Raw genomic sequence first — 24064 nt, 5'->3', positions numbered from 1 at the left:
GTCATGTACAGACCAACAACGGGACGGGAGCGTGAACTCTCACGGCTCCGGGAGCCCGGGGCAGGAGTCACGGCGCGGCGGCTCGCGCACGGCGGCTCCGGCGGACGTACCGCGCCTTGGTGAGAGATGGTGGAGGTGGACGCAGACGGCGAACGCGGCGGAGAGTCGGGTGTGAGCACGGCAGGACGAGGCAAGACGGCACGGGGGACGTCGTACCGTGCGGACGGGCGAAGGCGGTGCGTGGCATGAGTGCAGCCGAGGCTCCGGTGGCCGAGAACGGCGAGCCGGCGCGCGGGCCGGTGCCGCCGGGCGGTCTGCTCGACGTCCTGGGCGTGGCGTCGGTGGTGCTGGACACCCGGGGCCGGATCGTGCTGTGGAGCCCGCAGGCGGAGGAGCTGTTCGGGTACTCCGCGCAGGAGGCCCTCGGCCAGTACGCCGCCCGGCTGATGGTGCACGAGCGGCACATCCGGCTCGTCGGCGAGCTGTTCGCCGAGGTGATGCGCACCGGACAGAGCTGGGCGGGCGGCTTCCCGGTCCGGCACAAGGACGGCAGCACCCGTCTGGTGGAGTTCCGCAACATGCGCCTGCTGGACGACCGCGGGGACGTCTACGCGCTCGGGCTGGCCGCCGACCAGTCGACCGTACGGCGGCTGGAGCAGGACGTGGCGCTGTCCGAGCGCATGGTGAAGCAGTCCCCGATCGGCTACGCCGTCCTCGACACCGAGCTGCGGTTCGTCTCCGTCAACCCGGCCCTGGAGCGGATCAACGGCCTGCCGGTCGCCGCGCACGTGGGCCGGACGCTGCCCGAGGTGCTGCCGCTGCTGAACGCCCGCGAGCTGGAGGCCGTCGCCCGGCGGGTGCTGGAGACGGGCGAGCCGCTGGTCGACGACACGCTCGTCGGCCGCACCCCGGCCGACCCGGACGAGGACCACACCTGGTCGCACTCGCTGTACCGGCTGGAGGACACCCTCGGCAACGTGCTCGGTGTGGCGGTCTCGCTGGTCGACATCACGGAGCAGCACCGGGCCTCCGTGGAGGCGGAGACCGCGCGGCGCCGGCTCGCGGTGATCGCCGACGCCTCCGCCCGCATCGGCACCACGCTGGAACTGGAGCGCACCGCCTCGGAGCTGGCCGAGGTCGCCGTGCCGGAACTGGCGGACGTGGCGGCCGTGGACCTGCTGGACGCGGTGGTCGAGGGCCGGCCCAGTGCGCTGGGACCCTCGGAGTCCGCGGTGATCCGGGCGCTGGCCCTGCGCCCGGAGGAGGGCAGCGACGCCGTACGGGCCGCCGACCCGCCCGGCCAGATCGCCCGGTACGCGCCCGACCGTCTGGTCACCGAGTGCGTGCGCACCGGCGAGGCGGTGCTGGTGCCGCGGGTGAAGGACGAGGACCTGCCGCGGATCGCCCGTTCCGCCGACGCGGCCGTGCTGCTCGGCCGGGCGGGCCTGCACTCGTACCTCGCGGTGCCGCTGATCGCGCGCGGCGAGGTGCTCGGCGCGCTGGACCTCAAACGCACCCGCAATCCGGCGCCGTTCGACGAGGACGACGTGCTGCTGGCGCGGGAGCTGGCCGCCCGCGCGGCCGTGCAGATCGACAACGCGCGCTGGTACCAGAACGCCCGCAACACCGCGCTCACCCTCCAGCGCAGCCTGCTGCCCGGCCATCCGCCGGTCACCACCGGCCTGGAGGTGGCCTCCCGCTACCAGCCGGCGGGCACCACCAGCGAGGTGGGCGGCGACTGGTTCGACGTCATCCCGCTGGAAGGGGGCAAGACCGCGCTCGTCGTGGGCGACGTGATGGGCAGCGGCGTCAGCGCAGCCGCCACGATGGGCCGGCTGCGCACCGCGACCACCACCCTGGCCGCCCTCGATCTCGACCCGGCCCGGCTGCTGGAGCACCTGGACAAGACGACCTCGGCCCTGGACCACTCCATCGCGACCTGTGTGTACGCCGTCCACGACCCGCATCTGCGCCAGTGCCGGATCGCCAACGCCGGCCATCTGCCGCCGGTCCGGGTACGGCCGGGCCACCCGCCGGAGCTGCTCGACCTGCCGACGGGCGTGCCGCTCGGGGTGGGCGGGGTCGGCTTCTCCACCGTCACGGTGGACTTCGCGCCCGGTGACGAGCTGGTGTTCTACACCGACGGTCTGGTGGAGACCCGCCGCCACTCCCTGGACGAGCGCCTGGCCTTCCTGCTCTCCCTCCTGGACGATCCCGCCCGCCCCCTGGAGGAGGTCTGCGACCTCCTCCTGCGCACCCTGCACCAGCCGGACAACGACGACGACGTGGCCCTGCTCATCGCCCGCGCCCAGCACCTGCCGGGGTGAGCGGGCGGAGCGTCAGGGCAGTACGCCGATCACCACGTGCGCGGCGAGTTCGTCCGACACCGCCAGCCGGGCCGTCAGGCCCGCGTCGGTGAACGCCCGCAGGGCGGCGGGTGCCTGGCGCTCGCTGGTCTCGGTCAGCAGGCTGCCACCGGGGGCGAGCCACCCGGGTGCTCCGTCGGCCACCCGGCGCAGCACGGCCAGGCCGTCGGCGCCGCCGTCCAGCGCGACCAGCGGCTCGTGGTCGCGGGCCTCCGCCGGCAGCAGGGGCACCTCGGCCGTCGGGACGTAGGGGACGTTGGCCGTCAGGAGGCCGACCCGGCCGCGCAGGCCGGCCGGCAGGGCGTCGTACAGGTCGCCCTCGTAGGCCCGCCCGCCGCAGGCCGCGAGGTTGCGGCGGGCACAGCGCACGGCGGCCGGGTCGATGTCGGCGGCGTGCACCTCGGCGCCGTCCAGGGCGTGGGCGAGGGCGGCGCCGAGCGCGCCGGAACCACAGCACAGGTCCACGACGACGGCCGCGTCCGGCGCCGCGGCCAGCGCCTGGTCGACCAGGAACTCGGTACGACGGCGGGGGACGAACACCCCGGGCGCCACGGTGACGCGCAGCCCGTGGAAGCCGGCCCAGCCGAGGACGTGTTCGAGCGGGAGGCCGGCGGTCCGCCGGTCCACCATGCCGGCCGCCTCCTCGGGCGTGCGGGCGGTGGCGAGGATCAACTCGGCCTCGTCCTCGGCGAAGACGCACCCGGCGGCGCGCAGCGCGGAGACGATGGCGGACGGGGTCAGCGGTGCGGGAACGGGCATGGGGGATACGGGCATGAGGAGCCGGAAGCCTTTCGGGAGCGCGAGATCTCAGGGCGCTCCCGCGGTCACCACTGCCGGTGTACCGCGTCGTCACGAGAGGCGAGCACCCCGGCCGACACAGCGGTAATGGGTCTCACCTCCTCGTCACGAGGGGCCGCGAAGTGCGCGGCCCGACAGCCACTTTATCCCACGGCCGGATCAGACGCCGACCGCTTCCTCCGTCTCCTCCTCGGCCTCCTCGGCCTGCTCTGCCTGCTTGTCCTGCTTGTCCTGTTGCGCGGTGTCCGGCCGGTCCTGCCGGGCCCCGGCGGCGGTAACGGGCGCGGTGCGGGCGGAGTGCCGCGGGGTGTGGCGGGTGCGCTCGTACAGTCCGGCGACCGCCGTCACCGCGAGACCGGCCAGCAGCCAGCCGGCGAGCGTCCACACCTCGCGGGCGAGACCGTCGTGGCCGAAGTAGAGCAGGCTGCGGACGCCCTCGACGAAACCGGCGCCGTTCCAGAAGGCGTGCAGGGCGCCGAAGAAGCCGTTCTGCAGTTCCGGCCGGAACAGGCCGCCGGAACTGGTGAAGTTCAGCATCACGAACAGCACCATCATGGTCAGCGTGGTCCACCGCTTCAGGAACGTGTGCAGGCCGACGCCGATGAAGAGGACGCCCGCCGAGTACAGCCAGGCCATGCCCCAGACGCCCGCGAGGCCGTGGTGGGCGAGGTGGAACACCGGCCCGGCGAGCAGCGCGCCGATGCCGCCGACCACCGCGGAGACGCCGAGGGTGAGCAGCGCGCGGATCCGCATCGGGAGCGCGGCGCCCGCGGCACCGAGCGCGGCGACGGAGGCGTACGAGCCGATGCTGACCGCGATCAGCAGGAAGAACAGGCCCTGTCCGGTCGGGTCGTCGGCGACCGGCTGCGCCACGTCGGTGATCTTCAGCGGCAGGCCCTCCTCGGCGGCGACCGGCGTGAACACCTTCTCCACGGCCGTCGCGCCCATGTCGGAGGCGGCGCTCGCCACCAGCAGCTCCGGCGCCTGGGCACTCGGCACATAGGCGCCGGTCACCTCGCGGGACCTGAGCAGGCCGACCGCGGCGGCGCGGGTGGCCACCGTGCGGACGTCCAGCTTCTCGCCCGCGGTGTCCTTGACCGTCTGCGCGAAGACCTTGGCCCGCGGGGCGGTGCCGACGACGGCGACCGGCAGGTGGTGCGGCTCCGGGGTGACGAACGCACCCATGTACGCGAGCCCCATGCCTATGCACATCAGCAGCGGGGTGATCAGGTGCGTGAGCACATGGCGCAGTGCCGGTGACCTCATCGCGCACGACCTCCAAAGGTTGGCTTATACAACTTCCCGTTCAAGTTGTACTATACAACTAGAACCCCCGGAGGAGGTATTCGCGTGAGCGCAGCGGAGTCGGCCGTCGAGACGATCCAGCACGAGATGACCATCTTCGCCCGCCGGGCCCGCGCCTCGGCGGGCCGGATGCACCCCGAGCTGTCCCTCGTGTCGTACACCCTGCTCGGCCACCTGGAGGAGCGCGACGGCTGCCGGGCGACGGACCTGGCGGCCCACTACGCGCTGGACAAGTCCACGGTGAGCCGTCAGGTGGCGGCGCTGGAGCGGGCCGGCCTGATCGAGCGCCGGCTGGACCCGGAGGACCACCGGGTGCAGGTGCTGCACCTGACGGAGGCCGGCCGGGAGATCCTGGCCCAGGTCACCCGCAGCCGCCGGACGGCCTTCCGGGAACGGCTCGCCGAGTGGCCGGAGGAGGACCTGGTGCGGTTCGCGGCCTACCTGGAGCGGTACAACGCCGGTTCGGCCGACACCGGTACGGACTGAGGGCGGGCGCGGCCACGGGGCCGGTCCACGCCGGTCCACGGCGGTGCGGGCCGAAGGGCGCCGGGCGCTTGTCCAACAGAACCAGCCGGCGCCGGCGCCGACCGAAGCGGCCACCGGTCGGCGCGCGCCCGCGTACGCCGGCTTACGTCGGCGTAGGTCCAGCGTGGCCACCGCCGCCCCGGCCCGGCCGGCACCCGCACGGACCGGAGCGGCCACCGGGCCTACGGCACCGGTACCGCCTCGCGGTCGTTCACCAGCCGCTGCGGTGTCCGGGCCTCCAGGAACGCCGTGCGGCGGCGCAGCCGGAAGCCGAGGGACTCGTAGAGCCGGATGGCGTGCGTGTTCCCGGCACCGGTGTGCAGGAACGGCGTCTCCCCGCGCTCCCGGATGCCGTACGCCACCGCGAGGACCAAGCGGCTCGCCAGGCCCTCGCCGCGGAACGCGGGGTCGGTGCAGACGGCGCTGATCTCAGTCCAGCCCGGCGGGTGCAGCCGCTCCCCCGCCATGGCGATCAGCGCCCCGTCCCGGCGGATGCCGAGGTAGGTGCCGAGTTCCACGGTGCGCGGCAGGAACGGTCCCGGCCGGGTGCGCGCCACCAGGTCCAGCATCTCCGGCACGTCCGCCGGTCCGAGCGGCACCGCCTCCGGGTCCGGCGCGGCGGCCAGGCCGTCGTCCACGTACTGCACGCCCTCGACCCGCTGGGTGATCTCCCAGCCCTCCGGCACCTCCCCGCGGAAGCCGGGCAGCGGGACCCCCGCGCCGGGACCGGCCAGCGCGGCGAGGTCCGCCCAGTCCCGCGCGTCCGGCTCGTCCGGCAGTGCCAGCCACGGGGAGACGTCGAGGGGATAGCGCAGGACCCGGCCGCGCCGCTCGGCGAAGTGGGCGTGCGGCCCGGTCAGGGAGGCGCGGGCCGGGTTGTCGAGGACGTGCGGGGCGCCGGCGGCGGTCGGGCCGGGGCCGCCCTGGCCGTTCACGGCGCTCATCCGGCCACCTCGATCACGGACCTGGGGTCATACGCCTGGGGCATCCTCGTTCCTCACTTCTCTCGCTCTGTCACCGGCCGGCCGAAGCCGGTCACCGATCGGCAAGGAGCGGTCCGGGACCGGTATTCCCGGGCCCCGGCAGAGTTCATACGGCCGCAACGATGGGGGCGCCGGCCGGGGAACGAGCACGCGGAACGACAGCGTACGGTTGAAGCATGAACGTCACGCGAGGCTTCACGGGCCGCCCGCGCGCCGCCGGTCCGGGACTGCCGCCCGGGCAGTACGACGCGCGCGGGGACTGGCCCGTCCTGTCCGCCGAGGTCACCCCGGACCTCGCGCCCGCCGACTGGTCCTTCCGCATCGACGGCCTGGTCGACAGCCCGCACACCTGGGACTGGGACGCCGCGCACGCGTTGCCTGCGGCGGCGTACGAGGGCGACATCCACTGTGTGACCGGCTGGTCGAAGTTCGGTGTGCGGTTCGGCGGTGTCTCACTGGACGCCTTCTTCAGTGTGGTGCGGCCACATAAGTCCGCTACACATGCCCTCGCCTACTCCCACACCGGTTACACCACCAACCTGCCGCTCGCCGACCTGACCGGCGGACGGGCCTGGATCGCCTGGGAGTACGACGGCGCGCCGCTGCCGGCCGAGCACGGCGGTCCGGCGCGGCTGCTGGTGCCCCACCTCTACTTCTGGAAGAGCGCCAAGTGGATCGCCGGCATCACGCTGCTGGACCACGACGAGCCGGGCTTCTGGGAGCGCAACGGCTACCACGCGCGCGGCAATCCGTGGGAGGAGCAGCGGTATTCCGGTGACTGAGACGGTGACGGGGACGACGACTGCCGTGACGCGGTTCGCGGTGCCGGGGCGGATCGCGGTGGACGGCGGGACGGCCTCGCGGTGGCAGACCGCCACCGTGACGGAGATCCGCCGCGAGACACCGCACGCGGCCACGTTCCGCCTGGCGGTGCCGGCGTGGGCGGGGCATCTGCCGGGCCAGCACCTGATGCTGCGGCTGACCGCCCCGGACGGCTACAAGGCACAGCGCCACTACTCGATCGCGTCGGCGCCGGACGAGTCCGGGCGCATCGAGCTGACCTTGGACCGGGTGCCGGACGGCGAGGTCTCCGGCTGGTTCCACACCGTGGCCCGGCCCGGTGACACGATCGAGGTGCGCGGCCCGCTGAGCGGTTTCTTCGCCTGGCCGGGCGACCGGCCGGCGCTGCTGCTCGGGGCCGGCTCCGGGGTCGTACCGCTGATGTCGATGGTGCGGTACCACCGGGCGCAGGGGCTCACCGTCCCGCTGCGCATGCTGGTGTCGGCGCGCAGTCCCGAGGAGCTGATCTACGCGGCCGAGCTGGGCCCCGAGACCACGCCCGTGTTCACCCGCAGCGCCCCGCCCGGGGTGCCGGTGGGACGGATGACGGCCGCACATGTGGCGCCGCTCCTGGCCGAGCAGCCGGACGGTGGGTGGGAAGCCTATGTGTGCGGATCCAACGGTTTCGCCGAGCACGCTTCACGGCTGCTGGTGGCGGCGGGCCAGCCGGTCGACCGGATCCGCATCGAACGGTTCGGCTGAGCGGACGGGACGGGGCCCGGGCCGCCGCCGCTGATCCCAGGAGTCCCGCCGTGCCCCGCCGATCCCGCCGTGCACCGCGATCCCGGTGGCCCCGCGCGGCCCGGCCCATCCCGCAGGCCCCGCCGACCCCGCAAGCCCCGCAAGGTGCCGCCGACACCTCAAGGTGCCGCCGACCCCGCAAGGTGCCCCCCGTGACCGCTCCCCCGCTCGCGCCGGCGGCTCCCGGGCGCGATCGTGGGGCGCGGGGCTGTCCTCGTGCGCCTGATGGGCCGGAACTCGCTGTTCGCGGTGTGCGCGAGGTGCGCCGAACGGGGTACGAGACCTGAGGACGCTCGTGTGCGTGGGCGGGGGGCCGGCGGTCCGGCTCCCCCTTCGGCAGCGAGGAGGTGGACATGCGGACCCGGGTGCGGGGCTGGCGCTGGCGGCGCAATCCGCTGCGGCGCCGGTCGGACGTCGTGGAGGCGTGGACGGTCCTGGTGGTCGCCGTCCTCATGCTCGTCGTCGCTCCCCTGGTCGGTGCCGCGGCGGGCCTGCACGCCCATGGCCAGGCCCGGGCGCTCGCCGCGGTGCAGCGGGCCGAGCGCCATCAGGTGCGCGCCGTGGTGATCGACGAGCCGTCCCGGCGGCCGTCCACCGAAGGAGACCACCGGCTCCCCTACCGCGCCCAGGTGCGCTGGGCCGAGCCGGGCGGGGGTGTGCGGACGGTGTGGACCCGGGTGCCCGCCGGGTCCCGCCCCGGGAAGCCGGTGACGGTGTGGCTCGACTCCCGGGGCCGGAGTGTGGCGCCGCCCCCGGACGACATGGCGGTGTGGCAGCACGCGGTGACCGTCGGGCTGTGCGCGGCGACGGGCACGGCGACGGTGGTGTTCCTCAGCCGCACGGTCGAGCGGCGGATCGCCCTGCGCCATCGGCTGGCCGAGTGGGAGCGGGAGTGGGAGCGGACCGGACCGCGGTGGACCCAGCCACGGACGTGACCGGTGGTCCGGTCACCGGCCTCCGGCCGGGCGTGCGCGCGCCGGTCGGGAGCAAACGCTTGCCCACTCGCGGACCAGGAGTGTTCGTCCGGTCGGCGCGGTGACCGCCGGACGGTCCGGTCCGCGGTGACCCTGGCGAGTGGTCCGATCACCCACGTACCGTGAGGCGGCACACCCGACACACTCTTTCGTCACCAAGGCGGTTGTTGATGGCCCTGTTCGATCTTCCTCTCGACGAACTCCGCGCGTACCGCAGCGAGTCCACCGAACCGGAGGACTTCGACGCCTTCTGGGAGAAGACGCTCCAGCAGGCCCGTGAGCACGAGCTGAACGCGCGCTTCGAGCGCGTGGACGCCGGTCTGACCACGGTCGAGGTCTACGACGTGACGTTCGCCGGGTTCGACGGCCAGCCCGTCAAGGGCTGGCTGCGGCTGCCCGCCGGGGCCACGGAACCGCTGCCGCTGGTCGTGGAGTTCGTCGGCTACGGCGGCGGGCGCGGCCTGCCGCAGGAGAACCTGCTCTGGGCGTCGACGGGCCGGGCGCACTTCCTGATGGACACCCGCGGGCAGGGCAGCGCCTGGGGCGGCGGCGGTGCGACGGCGGACCCGGTAGGCGCGGCGCCGGCGTACCCCGGGTTCATGACGCGGGGCATCGACGCCCCGGAGAACTACTACTACCGCCGGGTGTTCACGGACGCCGTGCGCGCGGTGGAGGCGGCGCGCTCGCACCCGCTGGCCGACGCGGCGCGGACCGTGGTGTCCGGGGCCAGCCAGGGTGGCGGCATCACGCTCGCCGTCGCCGGGCTGGTCCCCGACCTGATCGCGGTCGCCCCGGACGTGCCGTTCCTGTGCGACTTCCCGCGCGCGGTGACGCTGACGGACCGGCACCCGTACCGGGAGATCGGCCTGTTCCTCAGGACGCACCGCGGGCGTTCGGCGGAGGTGCGGCGCACGCTGGCGTACTTCGACGCGGTGCACTTCGCGGCGCGGGGCCGGGCGCCGGCCCTGTTCTCGGTGGCCCTGGAGGACGAGACGTGCCCGCCGTCGACCGTGTTCGCCGCGTTCAACGCGTGGGCGCACCAGGACAAGGCGATCGAGGTGTACGACTTCAACGACCACGAGGGCGGCGGGCCCTTCCACGACGCGGCGAAACTGCGCTGGCTGCGGTCGTACGCCTGACGGCCGCCCGGCGGTCCGGTCCGGGCCGCACCACCCCTTTCCTCCTGTCCGACCAGTCGGTACGTTCGGGGCTCCGGGCCGCCGGCCGGCGCGGCCCGGTTTCCCGGCGACGACGGAGGGCCCATGTCCACGCAGGAGACACCGAGGACCGCGAACACGCCCGTGCCGATCCACGGGCACTGCGCTCCGCGGTTCGCGGCGGTGCGGGAGGCTTTCGAGGAGAACTTCCGTGAGCGCGGCGAACTCGGCGCGGCGGTGGCGGTCACCGTCGCCGGGGAGACGGTGGTGGACCTCTGGGGCGGCTGGGCGGACGCGGCGCGGAGCCGGCCCTGGGAGCGGGACACCGTGGTGAACGTGTGGTCCACCACCAAGGGGCCGGTCGCGCTGTGCGCACACCTGCTCGCCGACCGGGGGCTGCTCGACCTCGACGCGCCGGTGGCCGCGTACTGGCCCGAGTTCGCCGCGGCGGGCAAGGAGAAGGTGCTGGTACGGCACCTCCTGTCACACCGCGCGGGGCTGTCCGGATTCCGGGAGCCGCACACCTTGGAGGACTTGTACGACTGGGAGTTGACCACCGCGCGGCTGGCCGCCATGGCGCCCTGGTGGGAGCCGGGCACCCGGTCGGGCTATCACCCGCTGACGTACGGCTTCCTGGTCGGCGAGGTCGTACGGCGGGTCTCGGGGCTGCGGCCGGGGGCCTTCCTGGAGCGGGAGGTGACCGGGCCGCTCGGGGTCGACTTCACGATCGGCCTGCCGGCGCGGGACCACGGCCGGGCGGCGGGCCTGGTGCACCGGCCGGCCGGGTCGTCCGCCGAACGGGAGGCCGCTCTCGGCCTGTTGCCGCCGGCCGTGCGGGCCGCCCTGAGCAATCCGGCGGTCGGGGCCGCGCAGGCGAACAGCGCCGGCTGGCGGGCGGCGGAGATACCCGCGGCAGGCGGTCACGGCACGGCGCGTGCGGTGGCGGCGCTGTACGGCGTCTTCGCGGGGCGTGGCGCGCACCGCGGCCGGCGGCTGCTGTCACCAAAGGCGGCGGAGCGGGTGCGCGAGGGCCAGGGCCGCTGCCGCGATCTGGTGCTCGGGGTGGGCCTGGAGGGTGAGACCGAGGCCGGGCTCGGGGTGTGGCTGAGCGGGCCGCAGGGCTCGTACGGCCCGAATCCACGCGCTTTCGGCCATGACGGGTTCGGCGGTTCCTGCGGGCTCGCCGACCCGGAGGCGGGGGTGTCCCTGGGCTATGTGATGAACCGGATGGGGTCGCGCATCGCCGACGATCCGCGGAAGTCGGCACTGGTGGACGCGCTGTACCGCGCACGCTGAACGAGTGCCGTGGCGGCGGGTGACCGCCGTACAGACGGGTGGATTCCGGTCGAACCAGCGGACCGGCCTTCCCTTGTGGTTTAGACCAATGGTAATTGTGGTCGCGCAACGAGCCCGTATGACTACGTCTTGTCACCGACAGGAGGCGCGGCATGGCCCGCACCACCCCGCACGACCCCCCGCCCGGCGACGACCGGCCCCTGTACGGACGGATAGCGGCGCTGCTGCTCGGCGAGCTGCGCGCCGGCACCATTCCGCCGGGTGAACGGCTGCCGGGCGAGCGGCACCTGGCCGCGCACTTCGGGGTCAGCCGGGAGACCGTTCGGCAGGCGCTGGAGGTGCTGCGCCGCAGCGGGGTGGTCGCCACCGACCGGCGGGGCAGCCATGCCACGCTGCCGGGCCGGCCGGTCGAGTCACCGGAGTCGCTCACCTTCCCGGTGGGCGCCCGGCCGGCGCACCCCTGTGCGGTCGACCGGGCCACGGTGGCCTGGGAGGCGCCGTCGCCCGAGCACGCCCGGGCGCTGGGACTGGCCCCGCACCGGCCGACGCTGGTGCACCGCTACCGGTCGGTGACGGAAGACGGACGGTCGCTGCGGACGGCGGTGACGACGTTCTCGGCGGTGGTGCTGGCCGAGGTGGCGGAGCTGGCCCGCTACCGGGGCCGGGCCGACGGGGCGACGCCCGCGCAGTTGCGCCGGGCCTACGACTGGATGCGCAAGGCCGGGCTCTCGCTGCACCACCGGGACTGCATCACCCAGGTCGGCGACGCCTCCTCGGTCCTGGTGACCCGGCGCGTGCACGACCAGTACGCACGCCCGCTGGAGATCACCGATCTGGTCGTGAACGCCGAACAGGAGGCGCTGGTCTACGAGTTCACCCTGCCCGCCGCGGGCTGACCGGGCGAGCCGTCCGGAGCCGGCGCACGGGCCACCACCAGCCGCCCGCGCGGGGCACCGTCCGCCCGGCGGCCGAACCCGGGCAGGGGGCGCAGCTCGACCGCGAAACCCGCTCGCTCCAAGTCCCGCAGCACGGTGCCGAGTCGCAGCGCCCGGTAGTACATGACGAACGGCGGCCGCCACAGCGCGTTGCGTACCCGCATGGCCGCGTCGAAGCCGAGCAGCAGCCAGAAGGCGGGATGCCCGGGCCGGGGCGGGGCGAAGACCGGGAAGGCGAACCGGCCGCCGGGCCGCAGTGCCGCCCGGACCCCGGCGAAGAGGTCCGGCAGTTCCCCCGGCAGGAAGTGCCCGAACGCGCCGAAGGAGACGACGAGATCGAAGGCGGCGGCGAACGGCAGGGCCCGGGCGTCGGCCCGTACCCAGGTGACCCGCGGCGCACCGGCGGTCCGCACCCGGTGCCGGGCGACGTCGAGCATGCCGGCGCTGAAGTCGACCCCGGTGACGCCGCGCCGGCACAGCCCGGTGAGCAGCCGGGTCCCCGCGCCGGTGCCGCAGCACAGGTCGAGTCCGTCCGTGAACGGGCCGAGCGGGGCGAGCGTCGCGGCCACGGAGTCCAGTACGCCGTCGGGTGTGCGGAACGGCGTGCGGTCGAACTTCGGTGCGAGCAGGTCGTAGCCGCGTTCGACGGACGACAGCGCCTGCACGGCGAGTTCGCGGCAGGTGGGGCCTTCGGGACCGAACATGGCAGCAGCCTACGGCGGCGCCGCGGACCGCGGGCGCGCGCTCGGCCGGCCTCGGGGACGGGCGTCAGCCGAAGGTGTCGCGGCACAGGCGGACGATCGCGGGCGAGGCCATGCCGTCCGCCCGGCGGCACAGGTCGCGCATCCGGGCGGCGGCGGACGGGCGGGGACGCGGGAGCCGCTGCCGCACGGGCGCGCGCCGCTCGGGGCGCTCGCCCCGGGCGCGCGGGGCGGCGGGAATGGTGGCCCGGGGCGGTCCGGCGGGTGCCGGTCCGTCGTGGGACGCGGAGTCCCGCGGCGGCCGGGCGGCTCGGTCCGGACCTCCGTGACCGGTGCGGACGAGTGCCGCTCCGGACCGTGACTCCCGCACCGGGGCGGGGAGTCCCGACGGTGTCGCGGCCGGGCCGCTCGTCTGGGCGCGCCGGGCGCCGGCGTCGGGCGGGGCGGCGGGGCTGACGGTGGTGCAGCCGGCGACGCTCACCAGCGCCGCCACCAGCAGCGGAAGAAGTCGGCGAGGCACCCGCCCACTGTGCCGCACCGTCCGGCGTCACGGCTCGCCCCGCGCCCGAGGACCACCCCGACGAGCGACCGGCCGGGCTGACGCACCGCGCCCGGCGGGAGGGCCGGCGCGCGCGAGCGCGCCGGCCGCCGGTCCGCGGGTCAGTCCCGGAGCCGCTTCAGCGTGGCCCTGGCATCGGTCTTCAGCCAGCCGGTCACCTCGGTGAGCGTGGGCGGGTCCTTGTCCGTGCCGTAGGAGGTGAGGTACAGGCTGTAGGTCATGAGGTACGTCACCCAGCCGTCGCGGACGGCGAGGGTGGCGTACCGGGAGCCGCCGGAGGAGCCGGTCACGGTGTCCTGGCTGATCAGGTACGCCTCGTCGCCTATGCCCTCCACCGGGTCGGTGTCGTAACCGGTGTGGCTGGAGGCGTAGTTCTTCCAGGTGGCGGTGAACTCGGGTCCGGGGTCGGTACTCTTGTGCAGGTCGAGCTGCATGCTCAGATAGGCGTCCGCGTACGACGAGCCGGTCTTCTTCAGACCCAGGCTGCAGTAACTCTCCTCCAGCGCCCGCTCCTTGAGCGAGGTGTGGGTCGGGGCGGAGTCCTTCTGGGGATACTCGCCCGTGAAGGACGAGTAGTCGGCGCCGGAGCACATGCTGGCGGGTGCCGCGTAGCCGCGCAGGTCCGCGCCGCCGTCCTTGACGCCGGTCAGGAAGACCCCGGCCGCCCAGGCGGCGGAGGCCACGACCGCGCCGACGGCGGCCCACAGCACCGCCCGGCCGGCCCCGCCGCCACGGACCGTGACGACGGGCGGCACGGGTGCGTACCCGGGCGGCTGCGCGTACGGGTTCCCGGGCTGCGGCGGGCCCGGCGCCGGCCGGCCGACCAGTGTGGGCTGCGCGTAGAAGGCCCCGGGCGGCTGCGGGTCCGGGTGCGGAGAGGCCGCCGGCTGCGGCGGGACGGCCGGCTGCCGGTCGGGCCGGTCGTCCGGCGGGCCGGCCGGCGGCGGGGACTGCGGTGGCGTGGACATGCCGCGAAGGTAGTACACGCCCGGAGATCACGTTTCCAGACGCCCGCAATCGTTACGGTCTGCGGACGTCTGCCGTATATCCGGCTGGGAATCACACGTTCCGGTGGTTTGTTGCAGCAGTAGCGGACGCCGCATCCCAACGGGTGGTAGCGTGCAGTCAGCACGTGTGCACGCCCACAGTGGGCGCCGGTGCCAGTCTCTTTCTCTCAGCTGACTGTGCTCGTCGCTGTCCCGGATCCCCCGGTTCCCGGCGCGTCAGCTTCCCGGCTCCATTTCGCGACCGGCCCTTCCCGCCGTGTCCGAGGCGCCGTTTCCGCCGCCCCCCAAAGGCTCCGCGGACGCCTCCCGCTCGCGGCCTCGCTCCCGCTTCTCTTCCCCGTTCCGTCCGCGAAAGGACTCCCACATGACCACCACACTCGAACGCTCCTCCGAGGCCCGGCAGTCGTCGGCCGCCCCGCTCGTCACCGGTGTCCTGGACATCGACGCCCACGGGAAGGGACATCTGCGGTCCGCGGGCCTGCTCCCCGCCCCCGCCGATCCGCAGGTCGCCCCGGCCCTGATCCAGCGCCACGGACTGCGCAAGGGCGACCTGATCGAGGGCGTCCGGGGCGCCCAGCGGACGCTGACCGAGGTCGCGCGGATCAACGGACGCGCACCCGGCGAGCCGGGCGCCCGGCGGCACTTCCGCGACCTCACCCCGCTCCACCCGCACCGGCGCCTGCGCCTGGAACACCCCGCCGCCCGGCTGACCGGGCGCGTCACCGATCTGCTCGCGCCGGTCGGCAAGGGCCAGCGCGGCCTCATCGTGGCCCCGCCCAAGAGCGGCAAGACCGTGCTGCTCCAGCAGTTCGCCGCCGCCGTCGCCGGCAACCACCCCGAGTGCCGGCTGATGGTCCTCCTGCTCGACGAGCGGCCCGAGGAGGTCACCGAGATGCGCCGCTCGGTGCGCGGCGAGGTGTACGCGTCCACCTTCGACCGGTCGCCCAAGGAGCACATCGCCCTCGCCGACCTCGTCGTGGAGCGGGCCAAGCGGCTGGTGGAGGCCGGTGAGGACGTCGTCATCCTGATGGACTCGCTGACCCGGCTGTGCCGGGCGCACAACAACGCCTCCGCCGCCGGCGGCCGTACGCTCAGCGGCGGTGTCGACGCGGGCGCCCTGCTCGGCCCGAAGCGGTTCTTCGGCGCCGCGCGCCAGGCCGAGGAGGGCGGCTCCCTCACCATCCTCGCCACGGCGCTGGTGGAGACCGGCTCCCGCGCCGACGGCTTCTTCTTCGAGGAGCTGAAGGGCACCGGCAACATGGAGCTGCGGCTGGACCGTGAGCTCGCCACCCGGCGTGTCTTCCCCGCCGTGGACATCGACGCCTCCGGCACCCGCCGCGAGGAACTCCTGCTCACCCCGGCCGAGTTGACGGCCGTACACGGCCTGCGCCGCGCCCTGCGCGCCCGGGAGACCGGTCCCGCCGCCGCGGAGACCCTCCTCGAACGGCTGCGGGCCACCCCGGACAACGCCGCGTTCCTGCGGCAGATCCGGCCCACGCTGCCGGCCGCCTGACGCCCGGCCCGGACGGCCGGTGCGGCATCCGGGTTGCACGGCGCCCCGAACGGCCCGGGCAGCGCGATGACTGCGGCGCCTGTTCGTAGGTTGATCATATGGTCATCGGATTCTCTTATCGTGCGGCAGTGTCGGCCTGCGCCCTCTGTGTGGCGGGCCTGCTGGTGCTCACGCCCGCCGCTGCCGCCGCCGGACACCCGGCCGGGGAACCCGCCCCGCCCCGCCCCCGGGCCGCGATGCCCGGCCCGGCCCTGCTGTACCACTCCGGCACCCAGGTCCGGCCGCACCGCGGCGCACCCGCAGTGCCGGAGGTCTCGGCGCTGTCCTGGCTGGTCGCCGACGCGACCGGCGGAGAGGTGCTGGCCGCGAGCGACGCGCACCGCGAACTCCCGCCCGCCAGCACCCTGAAGACCCTGTTCGCCCTCACCGTGCTGCCGGTGCTGCCCGGCGGACTCCAGCACACCGTGCGGTACGACGAACTGGCCGACGTCGGCGAGGGCAGCAGCCTGGTCGGCGTCGAGGAAGGGCACACCTACCAGGTGGCCGACCTGTGGCGCGGGGTCTTCCTCAGCTCCGGGAACGACGCCGTGCACGTGCTCGCCCGGCTCGGCGGCGGCTGGGAGGCCACGGCCGCCCGGATGCAGGACAAGGCCCGCTCGCTCGGCGCCCTGGACACCCACGTGGTCTCCCCGGACGGCTACGACGCCCCCGGCCAGGTGTCCTCCGCCTTCGACCTGGCGGTGTTCGGCCGCGCGGGCCTGCGCAACGCCGACTTCGCCCGGTACTGCTCCACCGCCGTGGCCGATTTCCCCGGTGACGGTTCGCCGTACCCCATCGAGAACACCAACCGGCTGCTGACCGGCGAGGACGGCGTGACGCCGTACCCCGGGCTCATCGGCATCAAGAACGGCTACACCAGCAACGCCGGCAACACCCTGGTGGCCGCGGCGCGCCGGGACGGGCGCACCCTCGTGGTGAGCGTGCTCAACCCGCAGGCCGACGGCGGGCTGACCGTGTACGAGGAGGCCCGCGCGCTGCTCGACTGGGGGTTCGCGTCGGCCACGCGGGTGGACCCGGTGGGCTCGCTGGACGGGCTGCGCCCGCCCTCCCGCCCGGTGCCGTCCGCCGCGCCGGTGGCGGCGGCCGGCGCACCGGCGCGGGACGACGCGTCGGACTGGTCCGGCACGGCCGTCGTCGCGGGGCTCTCCGGGCTCGGTGCGGGAGCCGTGGCGCTGGCGCTGCGGGCCAAGGGCGGCCGGTCGGCCCGCGGCTGACCCGCCGGCAGTCCGGGCGACAGGCCCGGCGAGAGACAGGCGCGGGCATTACCGCCGGGGAGCCGCCGCGGCCGGAGAAGTCGTCGGACCACAGCGCACCGCGCTGGTCCACCGCACCGCGTACCGGTAAGGGCGGGGCTGCGGCGAGAGGGAAGGATGACGGTCAGAACACCGACAGGCCCGTGAGGGTCGTGAACCGGTCCAGGGCCGCGACGCCCGCCACCGAGTTGCCGCGTTCGTCCAGGCCCGGGCTCCATACGCACAGCGTGCAGCGGCCCGGTACGACCGCGATGATCCCGCCGCCGACCCCGCTCTTGCCGGGCAGGCCCACCCGGTAGGCGAAGTCACCGGCCGCGTCGTAGGTGCCGCAGGTCAGCATGATCGCGTTGACCTGTTTGGCCTGGCTGCGGCTGAGCAGCCGGGAGCCGTCGGCGCGGATGCCGTGCCGGGCGAGGAAACCGGTGGCGAGGGCCAGGTCGGCGCAGGAGGCGGCGATGGAGCACTGCCGGAAGTACTGGTCGAGCAGGACCGGCACCTCGTTGTCGATGTTGCCGTAGGACGCCATGAAGTGGGCGAGGGCGGCGTTGCGGTCGCCGTGCGCGGTCTCGGAGGCGGCGACCTCCCGGTCGAAGTCCAGCTCCGGGTTGCCGCTCTCGGCGCGCAGGAAGGACAGCAGTTCGCCGGCGGCGTCCCCGGTACGGGTCTGGAGCCGGTCGGTGACGACGAGGGCGCCCGCGTTGATGAAAGGATTCCGCGGGATGCCGTTCTCGTACTCCAGCTGGACCAGGGAGTTGAACGGGTTGCCGGACGGCTCGCGGCCCACGTGCTCCCAGAGCGCGTCGCCCTCGCGGGCCAGGTCCAGGGCGAGCGTGAACACCTTGGTGATCGACTGCGCGGAGAACGGCTGCCGCCACTCCCCCACCCCGTACACGGTGCCGTCCGGCTCGGCGACGGCCATGCCGAAGCTGCGCGGATCGCAGGCCGCGAGCGCCGGGATGTAGTCGGCCGGGCGGCCGCGGCCGGGGGTGTGGCTGATCTCCTCGGCGATGCGTTCCAGGACCGGCAGGAAGGCGGTGGACGACGTCGTTGTCATGATCACCATTGTGCCTCCAGGCCGGTCCCGTCGCCTCACCGTGCCGACGTCACCGCAGGTCAGGTAGCCGGTACGACCGCGGGACAGGCCGTCGGCCCGGCTGCGGCGGCCGTCCGCCCGGATGTGGCGCCGATGCCTCCAACAGGCGCCGTTTTTCCGGGTAATGGGGAGTCCGGCCACCCCCGTGGTGTGCGGCCCGGGCGATCAGCAGTCCGGATACCGCCGGAGGGAGAGCAGCTCCGGTCCGGGCCGGGGACACACCTTCAGCCGGGGTCGGGGAGAGCTGCGAGCCGTGCCGGGGAGTTGGCGATCACTCGGTCCAGGCCAGTGGCCCACCTGCGCGTTTCGCCGGCCAGAGCAAGCGTGGGCATCCAGACCAGCGCGTGTTTCGCCTCCGGAGTCGGTAGGAACCTTCTTGGGCATTTGGGCCAGAGCGAGTTGAGTGGTGGTGATGTGGTCGGCGACGGTGTTGCTGCCCGCGGTGGCCGGCCTGCAGGCCGGCCACCGGCTCAGCGCTCCCGCCTCTTCCGTCGTCGACGAAGGCCAACGGAGGATGATGTCCGCAGGTCTTCTTCCAGGCCGCGGTGGCGTCCTGCTTCGCGCAGTGGGCCGGCACGAGCACCCCGTCCGGATCCACCGCGGGCCGAAGCCCGCGAGCGTGTCTGGAGCATGGCCGAGAACGCGGGCCCGGACGCCGCAGGGCAAGTGACCACCCGTACCACGGCTGGACCGAAGGCCCTGTCCGCGATTCGGCCCCCGCCCAGCGCGACCGCCAGGACCGCGTCCAGCAGGATCTTGCCCGGAGCGTGCACCGTCCGCGAATGGGCGCCAGGGCATCAACGCCGTCGATATCGCCCGATCCACCCCGGCCTTGCGGATCGTCTCGACCAGCAGCACGGCCCAGGCCTGGGGCACTATCTCTTGTCCCCCGTCCTCGACGGGGACGCGTGGATAGGACCCGATACGCTTCTTCACCTGGGAAGCGCCTCCGACGGTGGCAAGGGAAAAGGCCTCGACAATCCTCGTTCTTGCTGTTCAGAGGTACTTTCCCGCTTACCTGACCACCCGTCGGCAGCACGTTTCACCAGCCGTGCGCGGTCAGGGGTTCCAAGGCTTCACGGGCTCCCATCGCAGCCGTCGGGTCGGCCAGGGTGCCGGCTCGGCATGACCGAACCAGATCCGGACGTCCTCCCCGGTTCGGACGGGCAAGCGGGGGAAGTCGTTCTCGGCGTGCTCGGTACGGTGCAGCGCGTGGCCCGGGCCCAGGTGCCGGGCGGCGTAGGCGTCGAAGCCGGCCGCGTCGGTCGGATGGCAGATGGTCACGAGCACCTCGTTCGTATCCGGCTCCGGCATGAAGCCCGGGCCGCGCAGCAGCAGGACGTCGTCGCTGTCGATCATGGTGGCGTTGGCGGTGTCGCGGTGCTTCTGCCAGACCGGGCCGGTGTAGAACGCCTCCAGCGCGCGCCGGCGGTGCGCCATGTCGGGGAACGCGCGCAGCCAGACGAAGCGGTCCGGGTCGTCCAGGTCGCGGAACCGGCCGCCGACGGTGATTCCGACCGCCTGCTGACCGGTCGCGAACTCGCGTTCGAACAGCTCGATCAGCGTCTCGCGGGCGCCGGGATGCAGGGTGTACTGCCGGAGTTCGACGATGCTCATGCGGTGGCCCGCCCGGTACGTGCGAGGTCCAGGGTCCAGTTGTCGTCCATGTGCCGCAGGTTAGGTCCGCTCTGCTGACACCAACTGTCAGTGGATACTGGCGGCATGCGTGCGAGCCGGCTGGTCACCCTGCTTCTGCTCCTCCAGAACCGCGGCCGGATGACGGCCCGGCAGCTGGCCGAGGAACTGGAGGTCTCGGTCCGGACGGTCTACCGGGACGTCGAGGCGCTCGGTGCCGCCGGCATCCCGCTGTACGGCGCCGCCGGGCACGCGGGCGGCTACCGGCTGGTCGACGGTTACCGGACCCGGCTCACCGGACTGACCGTGGACGAGGCGCGGGCCGCGTTCCTCGTGGCGCTCCCCGGTGCCGCTGCCGAACTCGGCCTCGGCGAGGCGCTTGCCACCGCCCGGCTCAAGCTGCGGGCCGCCCTTCCGGCGGAGCTGCGCGCGCACGCCGAGCGGATCCAGGAACGCTTCCTGCTCGACGCCCCCGGCTGGTACGGCGACGTCGACCGGGTGCCTCACCTGGCCGCGGTCGCCGCCGCGGTGTGGGCGCGGCGAGCGGTGGTGCTGCGGTACCGGCGCTGGCGGGCGCCGGATGAGATCGAGCGACGGGTGGAGCCGTACGGGCTCGTCCTCAAGGCCGGCCGCTGGTACCTGGTCGCCGGTGGACCGTCCGGGATCCGCACCTACCGAGTCGACCAGATCCTCGGAACACGGCCGCTGGAAGAAGAGTCCGTCACCCCGGACGGGTTCGACCTGGCCGCATACTGGAACGTCCATCTGGCCGACTTCCGAGCGCGACTGCACACCGCGGATGCGCTGGTGCGGCTCACCCCAGAGGGCGCCCGCCGCCTCGGCGTGACACCCACGGGTGACGGATGGACGGAGGTCCGCGTGCCCATCGAGTCGATCGACCACGCTCACCGAGACTTCCTGCGGCTGGGCGCCGACGTCGAGGTCCTGGCACCGGCCGAACTACGCAACCGCATCGCCCAGACGGCACGAACCCTGGCCACCCGGTACGAAGGATGACCCCTGGGCAGAGGGTTCTCCCCGCTTGGCAGCCAACGACCTCGGTTACGAGCTGCACGAAGGCCCCGCCGTCACGTTGAACGGTGAGAACGTCATCGTCGCCCAGGCGCTGGTCTGACCGACGCGGTCGTAGGGACCTTCACTCATCGGACAGACACACCAGATCAACTGATGAGCCCACCAAAGAGACCCTCTCAGGCGGCAGCGGTGGGCGCGGTCGGCTCCAGTGCGTCCACCGGCCGTACCCGGCCGACCGGCCGGCCGCCGCCGAGCAGCGGCTCTCCCGCGAACTCGGTGAGCAGTCGCGGGTCGACGCCCGCGAGCGCGAGCGCCGCCGCGGCGACGGGGATGCGCGCCCGGTTCGCGCCGTCGGCTATCTTCACGGCGACAGCCGTGCCGTCGGGCAGCGCCGCCACCTGCACGCCCTCGAAGCCGTCCTTGGCGAGCAGGCCCGGCACGGCGCGCATCAGCGCGGCCACGTCGCGTCCCGAGCCGGAGGCCATCTCGGCGTGCTCGCGCATCGCGGCGGCGACCCGGGCCTCGGGGGTGCCGGGCGCGGCGGAGGTGATCCGGGCGAGGGCGCGGGCGAGGCCGTGCAGGGAGACGGCGAACAGCGGGGCGCCGCAGCCGTCCACGGTGACCCGGGCGACGGGCTGGCCGGTCAGTTCCTCGACGGTGCGGGCGATGGCCTGCTGGAGCGGGTGCGCCGGGTCCAGGTAGTCGGGGAGGGACCAGCCGTTGAGCTTGGCCGTCCACAGCATGGCGGCATGCTTGCCGGAACAGTTCTGGGCGAGGCGGGAGGGCAGGCGGCCCTCGCGGACCCAGGCGTCCCGGACGACCGGGTCGAACGGCAGGTCGGGCACGTTGCGCAGGTCGTCCTCGCCGAGACCGGCGAGTTCGAGGATGCGCCGGGTGCCGGCGAGGTGCCGCTCCTCGCCGGAGTGGCTCGCGGCGGCCAGCGACAGCAGTTCGCCGTCGAGCGGGAGGCCGGCCCGCAGCATGGCCACGGCCTGGACGGGCTTGAGCGCCGAGCGCGGGTAGAAGGCCGCCTCTATGTCGCCGAGCTGGAACCGCACCCGGCCGTCGGCACCATGGACGACGACGGAGCCGTAGTGGACGCCCTCCACCACGCCGCCGCGGACGAGGTGGGCGACGGGAGTGTGGAGGGGCTCACGGACGACGGGGGCGCCGGCGGGGGAACTGCTGTACATCACTTCCTGCATCTCAAGGTCGGGATCGGCCGGTACGCGGGTCACGCGCCGGCGCCGGTGGAGGTGGAGGTGGGGATCGCGCGGTCACGGCTGCCGTACCGGCCCCCGGTCGGCGTCGCGACCGCCGGCAGCGGACAGGGCACGATGGTGCCTCCGCCGCCGGTGAAGGCCAGGAACGCGCGGCCACGGCCGCTTTACCGGCCCCCAGCCGGTGCCGCCACCGTCGGCGGCGGACAGGCCACGGTGGCGTGCCCGGGAGTGTCCGTGCAGCCGGGTGCTCGCGTAGAGCCGGTGAGCGGTGTCCTGCCGTACGGGAGCGGGCCGTGACCCTTCGGGCGGGCGGCGCCGGGTGTCGTCATGGCGTTCACGTCCCGGTTCCGTCTGCCGCCCGGGTGTCCGTCCGCTGCGGCCGCACGATGTCGGTGAGGCTCGTCTCGACCCGGTCCAGGTGGTGGCTCATGGCGGCCACCGCGTCCCGCTCGCTGCCGTCGGCCAGTGCCTCCACGATCGCCCGGTGCTCGCGGTCGGACTGCTCGCGGCGTCCGCCCAGCTCGTTGAGGAAGGCCGACTGACGTGCCAGCGCGTCGCGGATCTCCTCGATGACCCGGCGGAAGACCGGGTTCTGGGCGGCCTCGGCCACGCCGAGGTGGAAGAGGGTGTCCATCGCGACCCAGGCGGTGGTGTCGGTCTCCCGCTCCATGCGGTCGAGGAGGTGCGCGAGGTGGTCCAGGTGCTCCGGGGTGCGGCGCAGGGCGGCGTAGCCGGCGACCGGGATCTCGATGTGGCGGCGCACCTCCAGCAGGTCGCTGGCCGCGTAGTCGCCGAAGGTGGGGTCCTCGACGGTGTCCGCGACGACGAAGGTGCCCTTGCCGGTCCGGGAGACCGTGAGGCCCATGGTCTGCAGGGCGCGCAGCGCCTCGCGCAGCACCGGCCGGGACACCTCCAGGGTGCGGCACAGCTCGGCCTCGGAGGGGAGCTTGTCGCCGACGGCGTACCGGCCGCGCTCGATGGCGTCGCGGAGGTGGCCGAGCACTGCTTCGAGGGCGCTGACACGCCGGGGAGCGAGACCACCTGTCTGGCTGTCTGACAGGTTCACGGAGCGATCCTGCGCGGTGGCGGCCGGGAGTGTCAAGGCGGGGGGACGCGCACGGGGTGCGGCGCCCGTGCCCGGGCGTCCGCACCCCGTGGGTGCTCGGCGGTGGCGGCTCAGCCGCTGAGCGTGCCGGTGGCGAGCAGGCCGAGCAGCAGGGCGCCGACGATGATCCGGTAGATCACGAAGGCGTTGAAGGAGTGCTTGGCGACGAACTTCAGCAGCCAGGCGATCGAGGCGTAGGCGACGACGAACGACACGATCGTGCCGACGGCCAGCGGGGCGGCGCCGACCCCCGCGCCGAGGGCGTCCTTCAGCTCGTACAGGCCCGCACCGGTGAGGGCCGGGATGCCGAGGAAGAAGGACAGCCGGGTGGCGGCGACGCGGTCCAGGTCCAGGATGAGCGCGGTGGACATGGTGGCGCCGGAGCGGGAGAAGCCGGGGAAGAGCAGGGCGAGGATCTGGGAGCACCCGACCCACATCGCGTCCTTGAAGGACGTGTCGTCCTCGCCGCGCTTGTGCCGGCCCATCTGGTCGGCGGCCCACATCACGCCGGAACCGGCGATCAGCGAGCCGGCGACCACCCACAGGGAGGCGAGCGGGCCGTCGATCAGCGGCTTCGCGGCCAGGCCCACCACCACGATCGGGATGGTGGCGGCGATCACCCACCAGGCGAACTTGTAGTCGTGGTGGTAGCGCTCCTCGCGGTGGGCGAGCCCGCGGAACCAGGCGGTGACGATCCGCTTGATGTCCTTGAAGAAGTACACGAGCACGGCCGCGATGGCGCCGACCTGGATCACGGCGGAGAACCCGACGACGGACGCGTCGTCGACGGGAATGTCCATGAGCCCTTCGGCGATCTTGAGGTGGCCGGTGGAGGACACCGGCAGGAACTCGGTCACCCCCTCGACTACTCCGAGGACGACGGCCTGACCGACGGAGATGGCACTCATGGGATCCAGTTCTGAGGAAGGGTTGGTCGACAGTGCTGTAGACAGTACTCAC

General features: G+C 73.9%; 22 protein-coding genes. 11 read left to right on the top strand and 11 right to left on the bottom strand.

Annotation, left to right across the window (positions count from 1 at the left end; translation table 11 throughout):
* Positions 1-245 precede the first annotated feature (245 nt).
* Positions 246-2327 (top strand): SpoIIE family protein phosphatase, encoded by a 2082-nt coding sequence (locus ACH4OA_RS24260; protein ID WP_397970818.1) that lies wholly within the window; start codon positions 246-248, stop codon positions 2325-2327.
* A 12-nt stretch (positions 2328-2339) separates the two neighbouring features.
* On the opposite strand, the gene ACH4OA_RS24255 is transcribed toward ACH4OA_RS24260, so the two are convergent.
* Both ACH4OA_RS24255 and ACH4OA_RS24250 read right to left on the bottom strand, forming a co-directional pair.
* Positions 2340-3125 (bottom strand): putative protein N(5)-glutamine methyltransferase, encoded by a 786-nt coding sequence (locus ACH4OA_RS24255; protein ID WP_397970815.1) that lies wholly within the window; start codon positions 3123-3125, stop codon positions 2340-2342.
* A gap of 198 nt (positions 3126-3323) precedes the next feature.
* Positions 3324-4430 (bottom strand): hypothetical protein, encoded by a 1107-nt coding sequence (locus ACH4OA_RS24250; protein WP_397970812.1) that lies wholly within the window; start codon positions 4428-4430, stop codon positions 3324-3326.
* A gap of 84 nt (positions 4431-4514) precedes the next feature.
* Here ACH4OA_RS24250 and ACH4OA_RS24245 point away from each other — a divergent pair, with 84 nt between their 5' ends.
* Positions 4515-4955: a MarR family winged helix-turn-helix transcriptional regulator gene (locus tag ACH4OA_RS24245; protein WP_397937425.1), complete on the top strand. Its 441-nt coding sequence runs from the start codon at positions 4515-4517 to the stop codon at positions 4953-4955.
* Between the two features lie 221 nt (positions 4956-5176).
* On the opposite strand, the gene ACH4OA_RS24240 is transcribed toward ACH4OA_RS24245, so the two are convergent.
* Positions 5177-5938 (bottom strand): GNAT family N-acetyltransferase, encoded by a 762-nt coding sequence (locus ACH4OA_RS24240; RefSeq protein WP_397970810.1) that lies wholly within the window; start codon positions 5936-5938, stop codon positions 5177-5179.
* A gap of 215 nt (positions 5939-6153) precedes the next feature.
* Here ACH4OA_RS24240 and ACH4OA_RS24235 point away from each other — a divergent pair, with 215 nt between their 5' ends.
* The 6 genes from ACH4OA_RS24235 (at position 6154) to ACH4OA_RS24210 (ending at position 11881) form a co-directional block, all read left to right on the top strand.
* Positions 6154-6759 (top strand): sulfite oxidase-like oxidoreductase, encoded by a 606-nt coding sequence (locus ACH4OA_RS24235; RefSeq protein ID WP_365941680.1) that lies wholly within the window; start codon positions 6154-6156, stop codon positions 6757-6759.
* A 4-nt stretch (positions 6760-6763) separates the two neighbouring features.
* Positions 6764-7519, top strand: coding sequence for a ferredoxin reductase (locus ACH4OA_RS24230; RefSeq protein ID WP_397970928.1), 756 nt, complete (start codon positions 6764-6766; stop codon positions 7517-7519).
* A 392-nt stretch (positions 7520-7911) separates the two neighbouring features.
* A complete protein-coding gene (locus ACH4OA_RS24225; protein WP_397970808.1) occupies positions 7912-8493 on the top strand; it encodes a hypothetical protein in 582 nt (193 codons plus the stop codon).
* 209 nt (positions 8494-8702) lie between these two features.
* Positions 8703-9671 carry an acetylxylan esterase gene (locus ACH4OA_RS24220; RefSeq protein WP_397970806.1) on the top strand — a complete coding sequence of 323 codons (969 nt, stop codon included), beginning with the start codon at positions 8703-8705 and terminating at the stop codon, positions 9669-9671.
* A 123-nt stretch (positions 9672-9794) separates the two neighbouring features.
* On the top strand, positions 9795-10985 hold the full coding sequence (locus tag ACH4OA_RS24215) for a serine hydrolase domain-containing protein (RefSeq protein WP_397970803.1): 1191 nt from the start codon (positions 9795-9797) through the stop codon (positions 10983-10985).
* A gap of 152 nt (positions 10986-11137) precedes the next feature.
* The gene (locus ACH4OA_RS24210; protein ID WP_397937415.1) at positions 11138-11881 is read left to right on the top strand and encodes a GntR family transcriptional regulator; all 744 of its coding nucleotides are present in this window, start codon (positions 11138-11140) and stop codon (positions 11879-11881) included.
* Here the strand turns inward: ACH4OA_RS24210 and ACH4OA_RS24205 are convergent.
* The 3 genes from ACH4OA_RS24205 to ACH4OA_RS24195 form a co-directional block, all read right to left on the bottom strand.
* Positions 11851-12624 (bottom strand): class I SAM-dependent methyltransferase, encoded by a 774-nt coding sequence (locus tag ACH4OA_RS24205; RefSeq protein WP_397970801.1) that lies wholly within the window; start codon positions 12622-12624, stop codon positions 11851-11853. The two genes, ACH4OA_RS24210 and ACH4OA_RS24205, sit on opposite strands and share 31 nt — an antisense overlap.
* A 64-nt stretch (positions 12625-12688) precedes the next feature.
* Complete coding sequence (locus tag ACH4OA_RS24200) at positions 12689-13141, bottom strand: hypothetical protein (protein ID WP_397970798.1); 453 nt, start codon at positions 13139-13141, stop codon at positions 12689-12691.
* Positions 13142-13281: 140 nt separating this feature from the next.
* Positions 13282-14148, bottom strand: a complete 867-nt coding sequence (locus ACH4OA_RS24195; protein WP_397970795.1) for a hypothetical protein — start codon at positions 14146-14148, stop codon at positions 13282-13284.
* 295 nt (positions 14149-14443) lie between these two features.
* On the opposite strand from ACH4OA_RS24195, the gene rho reads away from it, so the two are divergent.
* Complete coding sequence (rho, locus tag ACH4OA_RS24190) at positions 14444-15700, top strand: transcription termination factor Rho (protein ID WP_397970792.1); 1257 nt, start codon at positions 14444-14446, stop codon at positions 15698-15700.
* Between the two features lie 98 nt (positions 15701-15798).
* A complete protein-coding gene (locus ACH4OA_RS24185) occupies positions 15799-16974 on the top strand; it encodes a D-alanyl-D-alanine carboxypeptidase family protein (RefSeq protein WP_397970789.1) in 1176 nt (391 codons plus the stop codon).
* A gap of 163 nt (positions 16975-17137) precedes the next feature.
* On the opposite strand, the gene ACH4OA_RS24180 is transcribed toward ACH4OA_RS24185, so the two are convergent.
* Positions 17138-18076 (bottom strand): glutaminase, encoded by a 939-nt coding sequence (locus ACH4OA_RS24180; protein WP_397937409.1) that lies wholly within the window; start codon positions 18074-18076, stop codon positions 17138-17140.
* 1089 nt (positions 18077-19165) lie between these two features.
* Positions 19166-19723 (bottom strand): NIPSNAP family protein, encoded by a 558-nt coding sequence (locus tag ACH4OA_RS24175; RefSeq protein WP_397970787.1) that lies wholly within the window; start codon positions 19721-19723, stop codon positions 19166-19168.
* Between the two features lie 105 nt (positions 19724-19828).
* Between ACH4OA_RS24175 and ACH4OA_RS24170 the strand changes: the two genes are divergently transcribed.
* Positions 19829-20758 (top strand): helix-turn-helix transcriptional regulator, encoded by a 930-nt coding sequence (locus ACH4OA_RS24170; protein WP_397970784.1) that lies wholly within the window; start codon positions 19829-19831, stop codon positions 20756-20758.
* Positions 20759-20952: 194 nt separating this feature from the next.
* On the opposite strand, the gene ACH4OA_RS24165 is transcribed toward ACH4OA_RS24170, so the two are convergent.
* From ACH4OA_RS24165 to ACH4OA_RS24155, 3 genes are all read right to left on the bottom strand, one after another.
* Entirely contained in the window at positions 20953-21969 is a 1017-nt protein-coding gene (locus tag ACH4OA_RS24165) for an asparaginase (protein WP_397970781.1), read from the bottom strand.
* A gap of 364 nt (positions 21970-22333) precedes the next feature.
* The gene (locus ACH4OA_RS24160) at positions 22334-23065 is read right to left on the bottom strand and encodes a FadR/GntR family transcriptional regulator (protein WP_397937406.1); all 732 of its coding nucleotides are present in this window, start codon (positions 23063-23065) and stop codon (positions 22334-22336) included.
* A gap of 110 nt (positions 23066-23175) precedes the next feature.
* A complete protein-coding gene (locus ACH4OA_RS24155; RefSeq protein ID WP_365876760.1) occupies positions 23176-24012 on the bottom strand; it encodes an undecaprenyl-diphosphate phosphatase in 837 nt (278 codons plus the stop codon).
* Positions 24013-24064 lie beyond the last annotated feature (52 nt).

It is taken from the genome of Streptomyces sp. NPDC017095, from assembly GCF_044332325.1.
Lineage (GTDB): Bacteria > Actinomycetota > Actinomycetes > Streptomycetales > Streptomycetaceae > Streptomyces.
The sequence above is the reverse complement of the archived record's forward strand: the minus strand, read 5'-3'. Positions and strand labels throughout refer to the sequence as shown.